Source organism: Micromonospora sp. NPDC047756, assembly GCF_055587245.1.
The window spans coordinates 233,693-252,654 of the sequence record NZ_JBVJGQ010000007.1; the positions used below are offsets into that span (position 1 = coordinate 233,693).

The 18,962-nt window shown below is 71.0% G+C and carries 17 protein-coding genes; 8 read left to right on the plus strand and 9 right to left on the minus strand.

Annotated features, from left to right (window positions below; genetic code table 11):
* Positions 1-204 precede the first annotated feature (204 nt).
* The 3 genes from ACZ6NZ_RS24255 to ACZ6NZ_RS24265 all read left to right on the plus strand — a co-directional run bounded on the left by ACZ6NZ_RS24255 (position 205) and on the right by ACZ6NZ_RS24265 (position 2,317).
* Positions 205-1,416 (plus strand): helix-turn-helix domain-containing protein, encoded by a 1,212-nt coding sequence (locus ACZ6NZ_RS24255; RefSeq protein WP_465860306.1) that lies wholly within the window; start codon positions 205-207, stop codon positions 1,414-1,416.
* A 512-nt stretch (positions 1,417-1,928) separates the two neighbouring features.
* Positions 1,929-2,147 (plus strand): hypothetical protein, encoded by a 219-nt coding sequence (locus tag ACZ6NZ_RS24260; RefSeq protein WP_465860307.1) that lies wholly within the window; start codon positions 1,929-1,931, stop codon positions 2,145-2,147.
* Complete coding sequence (locus ACZ6NZ_RS24265; protein WP_465860308.1) at positions 2,144-2,317, plus strand: hypothetical protein; 174 nt, start codon at positions 2,144-2,146, stop codon at positions 2,315-2,317. The genes ACZ6NZ_RS24260 and ACZ6NZ_RS24265 overlap by 4 nt, the downstream gene beginning before the upstream one ends.
* Before the next feature lie 137 nt (positions 2,318-2,454).
* On the opposite strand, the gene ACZ6NZ_RS24270 is transcribed toward ACZ6NZ_RS24265, so the two are convergent.
* Complete coding sequence (locus tag ACZ6NZ_RS24270) at positions 2,455-3,552, minus strand: DUF1996 domain-containing protein (protein ID WP_465860309.1); 1,098 nt, start codon at positions 3,550-3,552, stop codon at positions 2,455-2,457.
* 263 nt (positions 3,553-3,815) lie between these two features.
* Positions 3,816-4,337 (minus strand): hypothetical protein, encoded by a 522-nt coding sequence (locus ACZ6NZ_RS24275; protein WP_465860310.1) that lies wholly within the window; start codon positions 4,335-4,337, stop codon positions 3,816-3,818.
* A gap of 194 nt (positions 4,338-4,531) precedes the next feature.
* On the opposite strand from ACZ6NZ_RS24275, the gene ACZ6NZ_RS24280 reads away from it, so the two are divergent.
* From ACZ6NZ_RS24280 to ACZ6NZ_RS24290, 3 genes are all read left to right on the plus strand, one after another.
* The gene (locus ACZ6NZ_RS24280; RefSeq protein ID WP_465860311.1) at positions 4,532-5,800 is read left to right on the plus strand and encodes a L,D-transpeptidase; all 1,269 of its coding nucleotides are present in this window, start codon (positions 4,532-4,534) and stop codon (positions 5,798-5,800) included.
* A gap of 57 nt (positions 5,801-5,857) precedes the next feature.
* Positions 5,858-6,313, plus strand: a complete 456-nt coding sequence (locus ACZ6NZ_RS24285; RefSeq protein WP_465860312.1) for an Rv0361 family membrane protein — start codon at positions 5,858-5,860, stop codon at positions 6,311-6,313.
* A 111-nt stretch (positions 6,314-6,424) separates the two neighbouring features.
* Positions 6,425-6,808 (plus strand): MerR family transcriptional regulator, encoded by a 384-nt coding sequence (locus ACZ6NZ_RS24290; protein ID WP_465860494.1) that lies wholly within the window; start codon positions 6,425-6,427, stop codon positions 6,806-6,808.
* A gap of 85 nt (positions 6,809-6,893) precedes the next feature.
* Here ACZ6NZ_RS24290 and ACZ6NZ_RS24295 read toward each other — a convergent pair whose 3' ends face one another.
* Positions 6,894-8,003 (minus strand): ROK family protein, encoded by a 1,110-nt coding sequence (locus ACZ6NZ_RS24295; protein ID WP_465860313.1) that lies wholly within the window; start codon positions 8,001-8,003, stop codon positions 6,894-6,896.
* 41 nt (positions 8,004-8,044) lie between these two features.
* On the opposite strand from ACZ6NZ_RS24295, the gene ACZ6NZ_RS24300 reads away from it, so the two are divergent.
* On the plus strand, positions 8,045-9,265 hold the full coding sequence (locus ACZ6NZ_RS24300) for an MFS transporter (protein ID WP_465860314.1): 1,221 nt from the start codon (positions 8,045-8,047) through the stop codon (positions 9,263-9,265).
* 59 nt (positions 9,266-9,324) lie between these two features.
* Here the strand turns inward: ACZ6NZ_RS24300 and ACZ6NZ_RS24305 are convergent, their stop codons facing one another.
* Together ACZ6NZ_RS24305 and ACZ6NZ_RS24310 are read right to left on the minus strand one after the other, a co-directional pair.
* On the minus strand, positions 9,325-10,653 hold the full coding sequence (locus ACZ6NZ_RS24305) for an alpha/beta hydrolase (protein ID WP_465860315.1): 1,329 nt from the start codon (positions 10,651-10,653) through the stop codon (positions 9,325-9,327).
* Positions 10,654-10,739: 86 nt separating this feature from the next.
* The gene (locus ACZ6NZ_RS24310) at positions 10,740-12,116 is read right to left on the minus strand and encodes a serine hydrolase domain-containing protein (protein ID WP_465860316.1); all 1,377 of its coding nucleotides are present in this window, start codon (positions 12,114-12,116) and stop codon (positions 10,740-10,742) included.
* Positions 12,117-12,425: 309 nt separating this feature from the next.
* Here ACZ6NZ_RS24310 and ACZ6NZ_RS24315 point away from each other — a divergent pair, with 309 nt between their 5' ends.
* On the plus strand, positions 12,426-13,730 hold the full coding sequence (locus tag ACZ6NZ_RS24315) for an FAD-dependent oxidoreductase (RefSeq protein WP_465860317.1): 1,305 nt from the start codon (positions 12,426-12,428) through the stop codon (positions 13,728-13,730).
* A gap of 44 nt (positions 13,731-13,774) precedes the next feature.
* Here ACZ6NZ_RS24315 and ACZ6NZ_RS24320 read toward each other — a convergent pair whose 3' ends face one another.
* The 4 genes from ACZ6NZ_RS24320 to ACZ6NZ_RS24335 form a co-directional block, all read right to left on the minus strand.
* Positions 13,775-14,251: a heme-degrading domain-containing protein gene (locus ACZ6NZ_RS24320; RefSeq protein ID WP_366609558.1), complete on the minus strand. Its 477-nt coding sequence runs from the start codon at positions 14,249-14,251 to the stop codon at positions 13,775-13,777.
* A gap of 44 nt (positions 14,252-14,295) precedes the next feature.
* Positions 14,296-15,756 (minus strand): SDR family NAD(P)-dependent oxidoreductase, encoded by a 1,461-nt coding sequence (locus ACZ6NZ_RS24325; protein ID WP_465860319.1) that lies wholly within the window; start codon positions 15,754-15,756, stop codon positions 14,296-14,298.
* Positions 15,757-15,931: 175 nt separating this feature from the next.
* Positions 15,932-16,837, minus strand: a complete 906-nt coding sequence (locus tag ACZ6NZ_RS24330) for a siderophore-interacting protein (RefSeq protein WP_465860320.1) — start codon at positions 16,835-16,837, stop codon at positions 15,932-15,934.
* A gap of 22 nt (positions 16,838-16,859) precedes the next feature.
* Positions 16,860-18,959 carry an iron ABC transporter permease gene (locus tag ACZ6NZ_RS24335; protein ID WP_366609856.1) on the minus strand — a complete coding sequence of 700 codons (2,100 nt, stop codon included), beginning with the start codon at positions 18,957-18,959 and terminating at the stop codon, positions 16,860-16,862.
* Between the last annotated feature and the right edge of the window lie 3 nt (positions 18,960-18,962).

Here is an 18,962-nt window from a genome sequence, read left to right on the forward strand (position 1 = left end):
GCCGGAGTAACAGGGTGGCAATTCATACATGGACGCCGCAGCGCATGCCCGGAGGGGCTACACGCGAGGGGCCAGGGTCTTGATGTCGGCGTGGGAGGCGGTGCGCGGCGTGTGAGGGTTATGAGGCGGTGGGCAAGCCGGTAGCGTTGGGTGGCACGGCGGCCTGGGCGTCGACGGTACGTCCGCGCTATGAGGAGGTCCGGGATGGATTCCTTGCCGGAGTTGACTTTCGGGCAGCGGTTGAAGGTCTATCGGGAGCGGTCCGGGAAGACCCGTGCGGTGCTCGGGGGATTGGTCGGGCGCAGCGCCGAGTGGGTCAAGGCGGTGGAGACCGATCGCATCCTGCCGCCGCGCATTCACATGTTGGATCGCATCGCGCGTGCTCTCAAGGTCGAGGTGTCTGCCTTGGCCGGGGAGTTGAGCACGCGGTCTGCTGTGGTCAACGGACCGGAGCATCCGGCGCTCGCGTCAGTCCGGGACGCGGTGAACCGCTTCGCAATGTCCGACGAGGCATCCCCGGAGTCGTTGACGAGCCTGCGAGAGCGGCTCGCGATGGCGTGGCGAGCACGCCATCAGGCGTCGGATCACCGCACTGTGCTGGGCGGGTTGTTGCCGGGGCTGCTGCGCGACGCGCAGCGCGCCGCGTTGACGTACGAGGGTGCCGAGCGTCGGCGGGCTCAGGCCCTGTTGGCGGAGACGTTCGGGCTGACGCAGATGTTCCTTGCTTATCAGCCCGCTGCCGAGTTGTTGTGGCGGGTTGCGGACCGCGCGATGGTGGCGGCGCAGGAGTCCGGCGACCCGGAGGCGGTGGCGTGCGCGGGATGGTTCCTGTGTCAGGTGCATCGGGATGCCGGTGACTGGGATACCGCGATGGCGGTGACCCTGGACCTCCTGTCGGCGCTGGAGCCGCGAGCGGGCGATGGGAACACGAACCTGTTGGCGCTGTGGGGCGCATTGAACTTTGAGGCTGCCTACACCGCCGCCCGTGCTGGTGAGGAAGGCCGGGCCTGGCGGTACTGGGACCGCGCGGACCGGGTGGCGCAGCGTCTGCCGCAGGGTTTCTATCAGCCGCAGACATCGTTCTCGCAGGTCATCATGGGTGCCCACGCGGTGACCGTGGCGGTGGAGTTGCAGAAGTCCGGTGAGGCGGTGCGCCAGGCACGCCGTCATGATTCGGCGGCGATTCCGTCGAGGCCGCGCCGGGCACGTCATCTCATCGAGGTTGCGCGGGCGCACTACGGCAAGGACGACAAGGAAGCTGCCGTGTTGACCCTCCGGCAGGCGTACGAGTCGGCCCCGGAGACGATCCGCTTCAACGGGTACGCCCGGCACATCACCTTGGACCTGCTCGACGGCCCGCGTTCCACTCGTGACGACGCCCGTGACCTTGCGATCAAGGTCGGACTGCTCTCGTGATCCAGGGGTAGGAACCTTACCCATTCCGCTCCGCGACCCACCGTAGCTTCTTGCTCACGGGATGCGGTGGGCGGTGCGGGCATCGCCTGGCCGCCGTGTCCCTCTCAGCTTCGAGGGCAGGAAGCCGTCCTCGTGCTCGAACGAGGGAGGGGTCCGTGCGGCGCATCTCGTATGACGAATACCTTTCGGCCGCCGCACTGACTCTCGCCCGCAGGCATCGGCCGGTGTGGTCATGGCTGCTTTGGCGACGCGTCTGCCGCTGCGGAGCCGAGCTTCCCTGCCGTTCCCGGCACCGGATCCCAATCAGTCGTTGCCACTGGCCACAGAAAGGTGAGCGGTGAGCAACGGGCAGCGGAAGGCGATCATCGCGGTGCACATCCGAGGGCTGAAGGTGATGTGCGCCGGCTGCCGGGCGTGGTGTCGCGGCTTACGCCGTACCCATGCTGGCAGGTGGGCTTGGCGACCAATCGCCGGGCGCGGTCGATGACGGTGGCGCTGCTCGGAGGCCGCGCATGACGACGCACGGCCCGGTGTTGCCGATCTGGAGCTGCGGCGGCTGCGGCCTGCCCTGGCCCTGCCGCACGCGGCAGCGTGAGCTACGCGCCGAGTTCGATGACGCTCCGATCTCCCTGGCCCTCTACCTAGGTGCCCAGCTGGTGCGGGCGTCGGAGGACCTGACCTGGGTGCCGGCGGGGGCGCTGCACAGACGCTTTCTCGGCTGGCTTCGGTGAGCATCCTGCGGCGCGGCGACGAGAAGTTCCACTACAGCGACGGCTCGCACAAGTGGATCCCACCGGACCCTGACTACGACCAGGAGGTCTGGAACGAACAAGTTCGCCAACACAAGCAGGGCCACCTGAGAAACGTGCACCCGAAGGTGCGGCTCCAGCGCCTCGTCTGATGCCAGACCTCCGACCAGGCGAGGTCCCCGGTCTTCAATTCCGCCCGGTGGCTGAGCCGTCCATCGAAGACCTCGTTACGTCTCGATCTGAGCTGGCCCGCGACGATCCGTGGGCCAGCTCAGATCGACTGTCTGCTCTAGAAATTACCGGCCGAGTTGCACTTGACGCCCTGGTCGAGGCAGTTGCGCACCCGAGCGGCGAGCGCCTCGTCCTTCCACGCGTTGAAGAAGTCCGCGTGCATGGAGAACGACGTGCCGGACGCGAGGGTGATGCCGTCCGTGTTCGCGCTCAACGGGTACGAGATCACGAAGGACACCGACGGGACGGGCACCGGGTGGCTCTTCGGGCACGCCCCGGTGTGGTCCCCGTTGGCCATGTGCGCCTTGTGGTCGGGGCTGTCCAGGTGCTTGCCGTCCCAGCAGTCCGGGAAGGTGATCTGTCGGACGATGTTCGCGGTCTTGGCGCAGACCGGGAACGTCTTGTCGGCGCTGCGGCCGATCTCGCCGCCGATGCCGGCGCACCAGAAGTGGTTGCCCTGCTTGTCCGGGGTGTCGACCTGCTTCTTGGCGTCACCGGTGATCATTCGCAGGCCGAACGGGAAGGGCTGGGTCTTGCTCGGGTCCTTCAGCCGGGAACCGTAGTAGACGGTCACCTCCTTCGGGTCCACGACCTTGCCGTTCTGGTACATCGTCGGCACCCAGTAGGCGGACTGGTCGTCCGGCGAGTTGCAGGTGGTCGGCTTGGCCGCCCGCAGCGATTCGGCGGTCGAGTTGGCGTCGGTCGACTTGTTGCCCCAGAACGTGTGGTTGTGCGAGCCACCCACCAGCTTCGGCAGCACGATCGGATCGTCGCTGTTGTGGTGGCTGGTCGTACAGCCGACGTTGAATTCGGGCACCTTGACGGGGTTGCCGGTCACCGGCTTGGGCTTGCGCGCGAAGAACGCCTTCGTCGCGGCGGCCTGCGCGGCAGCGTCGATGGTGATCCAGCCACCGGACGCGGTGGGCGGGGCGGCGCTGGTCGCCGGCGTCGCGGGCTTGCCCGGCGCGGAGGGGGTGGCCGAGGTGCCCGGGGCGCTCGGCGTGGCCGACGGGTCGCCCGGGGCGGTGGCCGTCGGCGCGTCCGGGCCGGACGAGCCGATGCCGGTGTCGCTGGACGGGCCGGACGCGCCGGGCGTTCCCGGCGCCTCCTTGCATCCGCCGACCAGCGCCAGGCTCACCAGCAGCAGGCCGGTCACGGCACGACGGTGTCGAGGGGTGGAACGGAGATTTATCAACGGGGGCGCACCTTTCTTCCGAGAGGGAAGAATACGAGCGGCCCCCCCGCCCGCTTCCAGTCGGAACGATTAATTCTCCCTTAAATAGCGCTCAGCGATTGCCTGGTCATCGTTGTGGAGTCGCAGTGATGTCGGCTCGATCTCAATTCTCTGATTTCTCTTCAAAAACCGTAATCGGCGGCAGCGGTGGCACTCTGCTTTCTTGAGTGGTCGGCCGTGTCGGCTCAGCAGCGGTCGCGTGCCTTGCGCAGGAAGGTCTCCCGCGACACGACCTTCGAGTTGCGTCCGTTCGGCGCCAGCACCTGGTCCGGGCCGATCCGTGGCAGGTCCGCGAGGGTGAAGTCCACCGAGAGGGCCTCGCGGCGGCTTGATCCGTCGAGGGTGTAGGTGACCCCGGCCCGAAATTCGGTGAGCAGCTCGACGTCCACCTCGGTTCCAGGCCTGTCGACAGTGTCGGCGACCTCCCAGCCCTCCGGCGGCTGACCCAACAGCGCCACCTCCACGACCTCGCTTGCGGGCGGGCCGCCGATGCTCCACCTGATCAGGGTCCGTTTGCCCGGATCGTCCTGATGGTCGTTCTCGAACACGCGGATATCGGCGTCACGGTCGTCGCAGGTGACCAGTACGGCGCTCGGCCGGCCGTCCTGGGCAGCGAGAGCGACAATCGGCTCCTCCGCAGGCGAGCAGGCGGTCAGGATCAGGAGGGGGAGTGCCAGCAGAATCGATGAACGTCGTCTTCCGCGCATGGTGGCAGCATTCCACGGCGGCATCACGCTTCGATGCCCCGAGGATCACGGAAGGGGAGCGCAATCGAGGGGCCGGAGCGCGTGCCGTGCTGAACGTTCCCCCCTTCGTTGCGTGATTTCCGGAAACGGCGCGGGGTGCCGTCCGCGCGGAGAGAATTGCCGCCACGGAGCACACGGGAGCCGGGGGACGTTCGATGGGTTTACGAAGGCGGATGGCGCTCGTCGCGGTGGCCGTCGTGGCGACGCCGCTGGTCCTCGGTGGGTGCACCACCGAGCGGAAGGCCGCCGTACGTCCCGCCGAACAGGTGGTGCCCTCGCCCGAACTGACCGTCACACCCGCCGATCTCTCCCGCAACGTGCCGCTCAGCGCCGAGGTGGTCCCGCTCGTCTCGGGTGGAAAGATCACCGCCGTGCGCATCGTCGACGAGGCGGGCACGGCGGTGCGGGCGGAGCCACGCGAGGACGGCTCGGCCTGGGTGCCGAGCGCCCCGTTGCGCCCGCAGCACACGTACACCGCGTCGGTGACCGCCACCGGCGACTCCGGGCGGACCACCACCCGCACCACCAGCTTCACCACCGCGGCGTCGTCGACGAAGCCGCAGGTGAGCAGCACCCTGTACGTCGCCGACAAGCAGACGTACGGCACCGCGATGCCGGTGACCATCGGTTTCGATCCGCCCATCGCCAGGGCCGCCCGCGCCGCCGTGCAACGTCGGTTGTTCGTCACCACGAACCCGCCGCAGCCGGGGGCCTGGTCCTGGGTGGACGACGGCAGCCAGGTCTACCACCGGGCTCCCGACTTCTGGCGACCCGGCACGACCATCAGTGTCCGGGCGGGCCTGGCGGGCCTGCCGATCGGCAAGAGTCACGTCGGTGACGTCGACCGCACCGCGACGTTCCGGATCGGACGGCAGGTGTCGCTCGAAGTCGACAACGCCACCAAGCAGATGCGCGTGCTGCGGGACGGCAAGCTGATCCGCAGGATCCCGGTCAGTCTGGGCAAGCGCAGCACCCCCACGTCCAGCGGCAAGATGGTGATCATGGAGAAGCACCAGTACACCACGTTCGACACGCGCGGTGAGCCGAACGGCGGCTACGTGGTGAACGTCGAGGACGCGCAGCGGCTCACCTGGGGCGGCGAGTTCATCCACGGGGCACCGTGGTCGGTGTCGGATCAGGGACACCGCAACGTCTCGCACGGCTGCACGAACATCTCGCCGGCCAACGCCGATTGGCTGATGGGCGTCACCCGGGTCGGTGACCTGGTCACCTTCACCGGCACCGAGGTCCGGCTCCAGTCCGGCAACGGCTGGACGGCCTGGAACACCAGTTGGGGCCAGTTCATCAGGGGCAGCGCGCTGCCCGTACCCGCGGATCTGCGACCGGCCCCGGCGTCGGCGCCGCCTGCCCGTGCGGTCGCCGGTGGCGTGCCGACGCCGGGGCCGTCCGCCTCCGGGGGGTGAACCACCGGCCGCCCGGCGGGCTCTCGCCGCTGGCGCGGCAGCTCTACCCTCCGGGCCATGACGTACGAGCCGATAATGGTTCCCGGCCCGAGGCCCCCCAACCGGACGCTTCGTACGGTCCTGATCGTCGTCGGCGCCCTATTGGCGGTGTGCTGCGTCATCGGCACCTGCGTCGGCCTCTGGCTCTACCGCTCGGTCAAGGACACCGTCGAACCGGCCCGGGTGGCCGCGACGGCTTACCTCGACGACGTGCGGGCCGGCAACTACGCGGGCGCGTACGGGCGGCTGTGCGACCGGGTGCGCGACACCATGCCGCAGGAGGACTTCGTCCGGATCCAGAGCGCGCAGTTGAAGATCAGCAGTTACGAGATCACCGGTGTGAACGTCAGCAACCACAACGGGCGGGTCACCGGGACCGTCCAGGTCGAGACGGTCCAGGCGGCCACCGGCGCGAGGTTCACCCAGGGGGTGGCGCTGGTCAAGGAGAACGGCGACTGGCGCGTCTGCCAGTGAGACACCACACCGCCGCCGCGCGGAGGTCGGCGTGCGAGCTACGGTGGAACCTGACGTTCGCGTGAGGAAGAAGGCTGTGTGGCTGACGTCGCCGGCCTGGGGGAGGGGTCGATGCGGATCGGGGAACTCGCCACGAAGACCGGGGTGTCGGTACGAGCCCTGCGCTACTACGAGGAGCAGGGCCTCCTGTCTGCCGCACGGAGCAGCGGGGGCCAGCGCCACTACCTCGACGACGCGACCGACCGGGTGTATCTGATCCAGATGCTGTACGCCGCCGGCCTGTCCAGCCGAACCATCCTGGACCTGCTGCCCTGCGTCGACGCGAAGGTCAACACACCGCAGTCGCGTGCCCTGCTGCGCGCCGAACGCGACCGCATCGATCGGCAGATCACCCAGCTCCGGCAGGCCCGCAAGCGGCTCGACGAGGTCATCGCGCACAGCGAGAGCCCGGCCAGCGGGTGCACTCGAACGGGCGCCGAGACGGTGGTGGCGTAGCGACCTGGGCAGTCCCGATGGTCGGATCTGACGTCAGGGCGATCGGTGGCAGCGCGGCAGGGCGTCGCTCGGCGGGTCGAGCTGCTCAGCTGCCAGCGATCACGGAATGGCCCAGCTCCGGGATGCCGTAGTGCTGGTCGAGGACCTGCATGGCGGCGCCCGCGGCGATCACGTCCGCGCCGAGGCTGGACAGGGCCACCCTGGTGCGGAGCCAGTCCGCGCGCCGGGCGTCCGCCCCGACGGCCTCGGTGACCGCCGCGAGATAGGTCTGCGGATGCCGCAGGAGGTCCGCGCCGGCCAGCACCACGCGGGCGAGGTCGAGGGTCTGGAGCAGGTTGACGACGCCGACGGCCAGCACGCGGGCGGCGTGGGCGATGTCGCCGGCCTCGGCGGCGCGGTGGTGCACGATCTCCAGGCACCCGTGCCGGCCGCAGACGCAGCGGGGCCCGGTCAGGTCGACGACCGTGTGGCCGAACTCGCCCGCGTTGGTGTGTGCCCCCCGGTGGGCCGCGCCGCCCAGCCAGAAGCCGCCGCCGATACCCGACTCGACCATGATGAGGGCCGCGTCGCCGAACGTCGCGCCGTGCCGCCAGGCCTCCGCCGTGATCCCCGCGGTGACGTCCTTGTCCAGGTGGACGGGGAGACCGAGGTGTTTCTCGGCGATCTCGCGCAGCGGTACGTCGTGCCAGTGCCGTAGGCCGTGGGCGTCGCGGACCAGGCCGTTGGCGTGGTCGAGGGGGCCGATCATGCCGATCCCCAGCCCGGTGAGCCGACCCCGCAGGTCGCCGGTGCCGGCCATCATGTCGATGCCGGCGCTCAGAGCGTCGAGGAGTTGCTCCGGGGTGAAGTCGCGGGGCAGTGGGCTGACCGCCGAGTGGTGCACGGCACCGGTCAGGTCGACCAGGACGAGCCGCAGCGTGCGCCGGGCCACGTGGGCGCCGATCGCGTACCGGCTGTCCGGGACGAGTTCGTAGACGACAGCGGGTTTGCCGATGCCCGGACGCCGGACGCCGGCCGGGCGGATCAGGCCGTCGGCGGTCAGCCGGGCGATGACCTTGGAGACCGCCTGTGGTGTCAGGCCGGTGGCCTCGACCACCGTCGCGCGCTCGAACGTGCGAGCCGTGCGCCCCACCGCCATGACGAGAGCCTGGTTGTAGCCGCGGAGGAACGAGACGTCGGCAGTGACGCGAGTCATCTCACCACCCTATTACGCAACGCTGTTGCTAAATTTTTTCGGTGATCGAGTTGAGTAGAGGGCGACGGTTGGCGGCGCTGGCCGCTCTGGCACTGGGCGGCGTCGCGGTCGGCCTGACCGAGTTCGTGGCGATGGGGCTGCTGCCCGACATCGCCCGCGGTCTGCTTCCGCACGAGTACGCGCGCTCGTCGTCGGACGCCGTCGCTCGGGCGGGCTGGATGATCACCGCGTACGCGCTCGGTGTGGTCGTCGGCGCGCCGCTGATCGCCGCGTTGAGCGCCCGGCTGCCCCGCAAGAAGCTCGTCCTCGGACTGCTCGTGATGTTCGCCGTCGGCACTGTCGCGTCCGCGCTCGCCCCCACCTTCGACCTGGTGCTGGTGGCCCGCTTCGTGGCGGCGCTGCCGCACGGCGCGTACTTCGGTGCCGCCGGTCTGCTCGCGGCGACCCTGATGGGACCCGGTAACGAGGCCCGCGGTTTCGCCACAGTCCTCGGCGGTCTGACGGTGAGCAACCTGGTCGGCGTACCCCTCATCACGCGGCTCGGGCAGACGGTCGACTGGCGGGTCGCGTACCTGGTCATCGCCGGTTTCTTCGTGCTCACCCTGCTGGCGGTGCTGGCGGTGGTTCCCGAGGTCGCCGCGGCGGTCGACGGCTCGCCGGCCGCCGAGTTGCGGGCGCTGCGGACCTCGCAGGTCTGGCTGGTCGCCGCGACCGGCGCTGTCGGCTTCGCCGGCTTCTTCGCGGTGAACACCTACATCGCGCCGGTCACCACCGACGTCGCGGGTCTCTCCGCCGCGACTGTGCCGTGGACGTTGGTCGCGGTGGGTCTGGGGATGACCGTCGGCAACGCCCTGGGCGGATGGTTGGCGGACCGAGACCTTCAGCGCAGCATGGTCATCGGTTTCGTTGCGATGATCGTCAGCATCGCCGTGTTCAGCCTCGTGGCGTCGACGCGCGTCGGCCTGTTCGTGGGCGCGTTCCTGGTCGGTGCGACCAGCCTGTATCTCGGCCCGGTCCTGCAGGCGCTTCTGATCACCGTCGCCCCGGGAGCGCAACTGATGGGCGCGGCGGTCAACCAGTCGGCGATGAACATCGCGAACAGCCTGGGCGCCGCGCTGGGCAGCGTCGCCATCGCCGCCGGATTCGGCTACCTCGCGCCGGCCCGGGTGGGTGTCGTTCTGGCGGTCGTCGGGTTGATCCTGGGGCTGGTCGGCTTCGCTGTCGGGCGGCGAGCGCGCCAGCGGGTCCCGGTGACCGTCTGACATGTGCCGGTCCCGGCCACCGTCTCGACCTGAGGTGGCCGGGCCGCCCGCGAGGTGCGTCAGAAATCGTCCACGCTGACCGTCACCCGGTCGGTGCTCGATCGCCAGTTGGGCACGTTGATCACGTCGTGGCCGCCGCCGCGGTGGCCCACGGTGATGCGTACCAGGCCGAGGTGTGCCGGCGTCGCCGGGATGAAGACGTCCATGCCGGTGATGAAGGTCTGGCCGAAGAACTCCGGCAGCGGGGCCGTCAGGTCGGTGACGCCGTCGCTGCCGTCGTCGAAGGCGAAGATGCCGATCGTCCGCTTGGCGCGTGGTGTGTTCGCCGCGTTCAGCACGTCCCTGCCGTTGATCCAGAGGCGGTCGCCGGCGTCGCCCTGGTCGCCCCACCACTCCTTCTGCCGTTGGATCGTCAGCGCCGTGTGCCGGTCGCTGGTCTCGACCAGGCCGCTGAGGCCCTCTCCCGGCTCGCTGGTCGCCAGGCGCAGGAACGAGTCCGAGCGCAGGAACGGCTGGAAGTAGAAGTGATGCGTCGCGGCGCCCGCCCGCACGATGGCGAACTCGTACCGGGCCGTGGCGAGCACGGGGAGGGGGCCGAACGAGCCGTCGCCGCCGAGCGACAGCCGATGCGCGGGCCGGTGTGACAGTCGGCCGCCGGTCAGTGGGTTGACCGGGTAGACCTCGAGGGTCGCACCGGTGACACTGACGTTGCTCGGGAAGAGCACGGCGCGTCCGGAGACCCGGGCGGCGCCGAAGAGTTGCGGCACGATCCGTGTCGTGTGGGGCGCACGGCCCCGGAGGAAGCCGAAGATCTCGGTGAACGACTCCGCCGAGGACACGGTCTGGGTGTGTGACTGGTCCGGCAGGTGCACGTTGGTGGCGCCCACGACGGCGCGGGCCGGGTCACCCTCGCCCCAGATGGCGAGCGTGGAAACCCCACCCGGCGGGAAGGTCGCGGTGCGCCCGTCCAGGTTGACGTAGTGCGCGACCCGGACGGCACGCTCCGGCGAGCTGTTGAGATAGCCCTGCGAGACGAAGGTGCCCAGCGAGTGCGCGACGAGGTCGACCCGGTCCGCGCCGGTGGCCGCCAGTAGGCGGGAGATCCGTGCGTCGAGTCCCGCGTACACCTGGGGCAGGATCGTCGCGATGTTCGGGGAGTCGTACTCGTGGGCTTCGATGATGTCGATCGGGTACCCGTTGCTGGCCAGTCGTTTGGCCTGGGTCTCGAACTGCGCCGCCGATCCCGCGCTGCCGTGCACGAAGATCACTGGACGGTGTGCCGGTGTGGTGGCGGCTTCGGCGGCGGGTGGCACGGCGACGGCGGACAGGCTGGCCGCGAGGACGACCCCGGCCACCACGGAGAGCAGGCTCCGGCGAGATGTGTGCATCGATCCTCCACCAGGACGGACGAAGTATTTGCACTACTAGCGCAAGTATCGTGTCAGGGCGGGGCGCGATGGTCCACACCTTCCGGTCAGTTGACCTTCGTGGCGAGCAGGTCGCCGACAGCGGCACGGACCGGGTCGGGGTTCGACCAGCTCCAGTTGGGGTGCGCGCGGTTGGTGAGCAGCGCCAGGACGAGTTTGCGGTCGGGCGCGACCAGGAGCGAGGGGCCGGCGAATCCGGTGTGGCCGAAGGTCCGGGCCGAGGCGAGCTTGCCCATGAACCAGCTCTGGTTGAGCACGACGCCGAGGCCGTGCGCCGAGGTCCGGTTGGGGCGCTCGGGGTCGATGGCGGGTTTGCCGGCGTTGTGGTTGGTGAGCATCCGGCGCACCGTTGCCGCGGCGAGGATCCGCTTGCCCCGGTAGGCGCCCTCGTTGAGGAGCAACTGACCGATGGCCGCGAGATCGGCTACGGAGGCGAAGATGCCGGCGTGACCGGCGATGCCACCCAGGTGGTTGGCGACGTCGTCGTGGACGACGCCACGCAGCAGCCCCCGGGACGAACGGGCGTCGGTGGCGACCAGCCGGCTGGCCTTCGCGGCGGCCGACAGCCAGCTGTTCGGGTTGAAGCCGGTGTCGCGCAGACCGAGCGGGCCGGTCAGGTTGGTCTTGAGCGCCTGGTCGAGCCGCTGACCGGTGACCTTCTCGACGATCTTGCCGGCGACCATGACTCCGACGCTGGAATAGCGGAACGTCTTCCCCGGCACGGCGCCGGAGACCAGTGGAGTGCCGAGCACGGCGTTCCAGCGGGCCGCGTTGTCGGGCAGGCCGGTGACCGTGGCGCCGACGGGAAGGCCGCTGGTGTGGGTGAGCAGCATCTCGACGGTGATCTGCTCCTTGCCCGTGCCGGTGAAGGCGGGCAGGTAGTCACGCACCGCGGCGCCGAGGTCGACGCGACCCTTGTCGACCTGCTGCAACAGGAGGATGGCCGTATACACCTTGGTGACCGAGGCGAGGTCGAAGATGGAGTCTCGGCGCATGGCGACGCGCTGGTTCGCCGCCAGCAGCTTCGGGCCCGCCGAGTACCGCAGCGCCTCACCGACCGGGGTGTGCACAGTCACCTTCCCGCCCACCATCACGAGAGCGACAGCGCCGGGAAAACCCTTGTGTTGCACGGTCTGTGGGGTCGCGGGCAGGTGTCGCCGGAGCAGGGCGGTCACGTCCTGGGCGTAGGGGGCCTGACGTACCGGTGGGTTGCCGCCGACCGGTGCGTCCGGTGCCCTCAGTGGCGGTCCGGCGTCACCCGCCGAACCGAATCCGACCCGGCCGCCGGTGGCACCCTTTCCGGTCGCCGCGTCGCTGGGGCCGGCCGACCCGGTGTCGGGCGCACCGGTGGCACCGCAACCGGTCAGGGCGGAGGTCGCGGCGGCAAGGCCGGCCCCGAGCAGGGTGCGACGTGCGACGGACATGCCGGAGATCGTGACAGCCGGGCGGACGGCGCGCCACCTGACCCGTCCGAACGTCGGATCCATCCGACCCATCGGTCAACAGGTGGTCATCTGGCGGACACAGCCGGTTGCCTTTCAGGGGGTTGTGCGACGATCGGCGGGCAAAATGTCGAACGACCGTCCACCGGTCTGTCCGCGCGCGGTCGCTGGCAGTGACCGGGGAGGGCACACACCCCCGTTACCCCCTTGGAGAGCACGATGTCCCTCTCCCCGTCCCGGGTCTTCGCAGCACTGAATGCGGCGCGACCCCCTGACCAGCTGTCCCCCACGATGGGCACGGCCGTTGTGGTCGGCGGCAGTGTCGCCGGTCTACTGGCCGCCCGGGTGCTGTCCGACCACGCCGACACCGTCGTCATCATCGACCGGGACGACCCGCAGATGACCGGCGCGCGGCCCGGCGTACCCCAGGGAACGCAGCTGCACGCGCTGCTGCCCGGCGGCCTCTTCCAACTGGAGCGGCTGTTTCCCGGCTTCCGCGACGAGGCACTGGCGCGCGGAGCGGTCGAGGCGCCGCCCGCGGCCCGGCGCAACTACCTCGACGGGCGCCTGAAGGTCGTCGTCCCCGACGACGCCGACAGCCTGGCGGGAAGTCGACCGCTGCTGGAGGGCCTGATCCGCCAGCAGGTGCTCCGGCTACCCAACGTCAAGACGATCACCGCCCGCGCCACCGGTCTCGTGTTCGACGGCACCGTGGTCACCGGGGTCCGCTGCGACGTCGGTGGGGTGCCCGGTGTCGAACGCGCCGACCTCGTGGTGGACGCCATGGGGCGGTCGAGCCGACTCTCGGACTGGCTGGAGCAGGCCGACTGGGACCGGCCGGTCACCCGGCGGATGACAGTGCACCTCAACTACGCGACAGCCCTGTTCCGCCGCCCAGAGGTCACCCCGGCCGCGACGGTCGTCCTGGCTCTGAACACGCCGAAATCGGCGACGGACGTGGCCGGGGCCGCGTTCTTCGCCATCGAGGACGGTCGGTGGATGGCCATGATGGCCGGTTACGGCAACGACCGTCCGGGGCGTACCGCGGGCGACTTCGTCCGCCGCCTGCGCGAGCAGTTTCCACCGGAGTTCGGTGAGGTCGCCGACCAGGAGATGATCGGCGACGTCCAGACCTACCACCATGCCGACAGTCGACGACGGGACTTCCACGCGCTCAAGCGGTTCCCGGCCGGCCTGATCAGCGTCGGTGACGCCGTCGCGTCGTTCAACCCGGTGTACGGGCAGGGCATGACCGCGGCGGCCCTGCACGCGGCCTGCCTGTCGACGTACCTTCGCTCCGGTCCGGATCTGCGCGCGCCCGCGCGCCACTACCTCGCGCTGCAGAAGGTCGTGGTGGACGCCGCCTGGTCGCTCTCCACCTCGGCGGACCTGGCCTTGCCCCACGTCGACGGGCCCTACCCGCGCGGCTACCGGTTCTCCCGCTGGGCCAGCAGCCAGGTCATCGCCGCGACCGTCACGGACGTGGCGACCGCGCGGCGGTTCAACGACGTCGTCTCCCTGCGCGAACACCCGCACTCGCTGGCCCGCCCCGGCGTGCTCCTGGGCGCCCTACGGGCCAACCGACGCGCACGCTGAGCCTGTGACCCGGCGGCCTCGCCCACGAGGCCGCCGGGAACGCTCTAGCGGGGGAGCTTGCGCAGGATGTCGACCACGAAACGGTGGTCGTCCACCTGCGGCAGCCCGGAGACACCGACCCAGCCCACCACACCGGTGCCGCGCACGCGCAGCGGCACCGCGCCCCCGGCCGCCGCGTACCGCGAGGCCGGCAGGCCGAACCGCTCGGCCAGCGTCACCTGCTTGTCCTGGCACAGCCGGGCCATGTAGAGCGAGGAGTGCTCGAAGCGCATCACCACCCGCCCCTTGCGGCGCAGCCACGCGTCGTTGTCCGCCGTCGACCCCGGCAGGCCACAGTGGAACAGCTGCCGCCCGGCCCGCCACACGCCCACCGAGACCGGCAGCCGCTGCTCGGTCGCGGCGGCGACGGCGAGCATCCCCAGCTCGTACGCGTCGGTCTCGGACAGGCCCGCGAGCTCCAGCTCGTCCTCCTCGCGCAGCAGTTCGTCGAGCGTCGGCCACGATTCACGGTCAGCTGACATGTTCTTCTCCTTCTCGGTGCGGGCGATCATCCTCGTCGCGGCGATCACCAGGCGCAGGGCGCGTAGTCCTTCAGGAAGCAGCCGTACAGGTCCTCACCCTGCTCGCCGCGGACGATCGGGTCGTACACCCGGGCCGCGCCGTCGACCAGGTCCAGTGGGGCGTGGAAGCCCTCGTCGGCCAGCCGCATCTTCGTCGGATGGGGGCGTTCGTCGGTGATCCAGCCGGTGTCGACGCTGGTCATCAGGATGCCGTCGGTCAGCATCTCCTCGGCGCTGGTGCGGGTCAGCATGTTCAACGCCGCCTTGGCCATGTTGGTGTGCGGGTGCCCCGGCCCCTTGTAACCGCGGCCGAACTGACCCTCCATCGCCGACACGTTCACCACGTACTTGCGGCGGGCCGACGCGGCGGCCATCGCCGGGCGCAACCGGCTGACCAGCACGAACGGCGCGGTGACGTTGCACAGCTGCACTTCGAGCAGCTCGACCGGGTCCACCTCCTGGACCCGCTGCACCCAGCTGTTGACCGAGTCCAGGTCGGGCACGAGCCCGCCGGCGTCGATGGCGGTGGACGCCGCGATCCGTTCCGGCGAGGCCGAACCGCTGGTCAGCGCCAGCGCGGTGAGCGCGTGCGGGGTGAGCGCCGCCGACTGTGGGCCGGCGGTGAGGGTGCCCACCGGGCCGCCCTGCCCGTCCGGCTTGGCGAATGTGATCAGCTCCGGCAGCGGACCGTCCGGCAGGGCCGCGGCCTCGGCGGCGATGAGCTGCGCGTACGCCCCGGGGGACCGGCGGACGGTCTGCGCCGCGTTGTTGATCAGGATGTCGAGGGGACCCTGGCTGCTGACGTCGTCAGCGAGGGCGATCACCTGGGCGGGGTCACGCAGGTCGATCCCGACGATCCGCAGCCGGTGCAGCCAGTCGGCGCTGTCGGGCATCGCGGCGAAGCGGCGGACCGCGTCGTGCGGAAACCGGGTGGTCACCGTGGTGTGTGCGCCGTCGCGCAGCAGCCGCAGCGCGATGTACATGCCGATCTTGGCCCGGCCGCCGGTGAGGAGCGCGCGCCGGCCGGTCAGGTCGGTGCGGGCGTCGCGGCGCTCCCGGTTCAACGTGGCGCAGGACGGGCAGAGCTGGTGGTAGAAGGCGTCCACCTGACGGTAGCGCTGCTTGCAGACGTAGCAGCCGCGCGGATTGTGCAGGAAGCCCGCCGTCTCGCCCGCGACGGTGGACGCGAGCGGAATGCCCTGCGTCTCGTCGTCGATCCGCCCCGGAGCGCCGGTGGCGGTGGCCTCCGTCACGGCGCGGTCGGCGGCGAGGATGGCGTCTCGCCGTTCCTCCCGCCGCCGCTGCTTGATCACCTTGTAGAGCCGGGCGGTGGCCCGCTGCACCCGCACCACGTCGGGGTGGTCGGAGGGCAGCGCCTCCAATGCCTCGAAGACGCTGAGGCAGGCCTCCAGCCGGCTTCGGTCAATGCCCTCTTGACCGTTTTCGGTAATTTTGTCCACCGTCATGCGTCGTCGTCTCGTCCCGTATCCCGTGCCGGGTCGCCCCGGCTCGCCCCAAGTCCGACCCGAAACTGTACGCACCGCGCGGCCACCGACGCACCTCACGGCCTGCCCCGGCCCTCGGCCCGACCGTGCGGCTGCCCGGCCAGCGGCGTGGCTGCCGGGGCGGCGGCGTGGCTGATCAGGCGGGGTCGGCGTGCCCGAGACGCCAGTAACCCATGAAGGCCACCGCCCGCCGGTCCAGCCCTCGCTCGGAGACCAGGTGCCGCCGCAGGGTACGGATCACGCCGGCCTCCCCGGCCAACCACGCGTACAGGGGTGCCGCGGCCACCTCCTCGGGGACCTCCCACAGGATCTCGGTGTCCACGTCCAGGTCCGCGACGGGTTGCCCGGTCCCGGAGGGGCCTGGGAGCAGCAGTTCCTCCGCTGCGGCGGCGACCGCGGGCACCAGCCGGCTGCCGTGTGCGTCGAGGCCCCGAGGGAGCCAGCGGACCTCGATGCCCGGGGGTGTGACCAGCGGCAACACGTCGTCGGCGTCGGGCACCTCCAGCAGGACCGTGCCCCGGGTGTCGAGGGGGAGCCGCTCGCAGATGCCGGCGATCGCCGGCACGGCGGTCTCGTCACCGGCCAGCAGCAGGCAGCTCCCGGTCGACGGCCGGAACTCGATGCCGCCGTGGCTGCCGTCGTAGCCCGCGTCCGGACCGACGAGGGCGATCTCGTCGCCGACGCTCGCGCGCCGAGCCCAGCGCGTCGCCGGACCACCATCGCCGTGCAGCACCAGGTCGACGTCGACCTCGGCCAGGTGCGGGCGGACCGCCCGCACCGTGTAGGTGCGGATCGGGTTGCGCAGGTGCTCGGGCAGGGCCCGCCAGGCCGCGTACCAGTCCGCGCCACCGGTGAGGTTCACCCCGTGTTGACCGGGCACCGGCAGCACCAGCTTGATCCGCTGGTCGTACCCGTTGTCCGCGAAGCGGTCGAGGTCGACGCCGGTGAAGGTCACCCGGACGAAGGACGGGCTGAGCCGGCGTAGCGCCGCGACGGTGACGGTGAACACGCGCCAGGGGGCGATGGGCAGGGTCTCGGTCATGGTGTCTCTCTCGGCTCGGCAGCTAGCGGGGGTTGTTCGTCACGGCGCGCGAGCGCCACAGCAGCCAGACGAAGTACGGGGTGCCGATCATGGCGGTGACCAGACCGGCGGGGACCTGGGCCGGAGCGATGATCGTCCGGCCGAGGGTGTCGGCGATGCTGACCAGCGCCGCGCCGAGCAGGGCCGCCACCGGAAGCACCCGGGAGTGCCGCCCGCCCACCAGAGCCCGCGCGGCGTGCGGCGCGACCAGGCCGACGAAGCCGATGACCCCGACGGCCGAGACGGCGGTGGAGGTGAGCAGCGCCGCCGCGCCGAGCGCGATCAACCGGGTGCGTTCCAGACGGACGCCCAGCACCCGGGGGGTGTCGTCGTCCAACGCCATCAGGTCGAGCTCCCGGCGGGCGGCGACAACGGCCGGCGTGAGCACGAGCAGGGCGATGAGCACCGGCAGCACCTGGGTCGGCATCCGGCCGTAGGTGGAGCCGGAGAGCCAGGTCAACGCCTTCCCGGTGTTCCACGGGTCGAAGGCGACGACCAGGAAGGTGATCACTGCCATGCCGCCCTGCCAGGCACCGAAGCCGATCAGCACGAGTCGGTCGGAACTCAGCCCGCCGCGCCAGGCCAGGCCGTAGACCAGGGCGAACGCCGCCATCGCGCCGAGACCGGCGACGCCGGAGACCGCCCACACCCCGGCCAGCGGCACGAAGGTGAGCAGGGAGACCGCGCCGAGCCCGGCGCCGGCGGTGATGCCGAGGATGCCGGGTTCGGCCAGCGGGTTGCGGCAGACCGCCTGCACCGTGGTGCCGGCGACCGCGAGCGCCGCGCCGGCCAGGACCGCCGCGGCGACGCGCGGCCACCGCTGGTCCAGCACGAAGGTGTACGCGGGGCCGGTGCTGCCGTTGATCCAGTTGACGACATCCCCGAGCAGCACCCACGTGTCGCCGACGAGCATGCCGACCGTCACGGCGGCGATGGTCACGACGGCGGTGACCGCGACGACGCCGCGGTGGAAGGCGGCGGAGCGGACGGCCGCGTGCCCGCCGGGCGGGCGGCGGGTGGGGCCCGCGTCGCGGTGCCGGCGGGCCAGCCAGATGAGGATCGCCGCGCCGAGCAGGGTGGTGACCACGCCGGTGGGGATGTCGACGCCGGCCTGCCCGCCCATCACGGCCCGCAGCAGCACGTCGGAGCCGAGCACGATGATGACCCCGGCGATGCCGGACAACGGCAGCAGGACACGGTGCCGGTGCACCCCCGGCACCACCGGGGCGAGCAGCCGGACGATCACCGGTGCGCACAGGCCGACGAAGCCGACCGGGCCGGTGAGGGTGACCGCGGCGGCGGAGAGCAGCACGGCCAGCACCATGACGGTGAGTCGGGTACGCCGCACGTCGAGGCCGAGCACGGTGGCGGTGTCGTCGCCGAGGGCGAGGATGTCGAGGCGGTGCCCGAGCAGCACGAGCACGAGGGCCGCGCCGACGATCACCGGGGCAAGTTGGGTCAGCGCGGTCAGGTCGCTCTGCACCAGCGAGCCGTTGCCCCAGGCGAACAGACCGATGGTGGCCTGCTCGAAGAGGAGCAGCAGCAGGGTGGTCACCGACCCGAGCGCCAGCGCGGTCGCCGAGCCGGCGAGGATCAGCCGGGTGGTGCCGGCCTGCCCACCGGAGGACATCGCCATCACCAGGCCGGCCGCGGCCAGCCCGCCGCCGAAGGCGAGGCCGCCGGAGGGCAGCGCCGGCAACGAGACGCCGAACGCGGCGACGGCGACGATCGCCAGGTGGGCGCCCGCGTTCACCGCGAGGGTGTCGGGGGAGGCGAGCGGGTTGCGGGCGATCGACTGCAACGCCGCGCCGGCGAACCCGAGCGCCACGCCGATGGCCAGACCGGCGAGCAGCCGGGGCAGCCGGGACGCGATCAGGACCCGGGCCGCCTCGTCGTCGCCGCCGGTCGCCAGCCGCAGCAGGTCGAGGGCCCCGACGGTCGAGGTGCCCTGGGTGAGGTGCACCGCGCCGACCACGAGCAGCAGCAGGAGCGCCGCGACGAAGACCCCGGCGACGCGGGGTACGGCCCGGTGCCCGTCCGGAGCCGGCCGGGTGGCCGGCTCCGGACGTGGGGGTGCGTTCAGCAC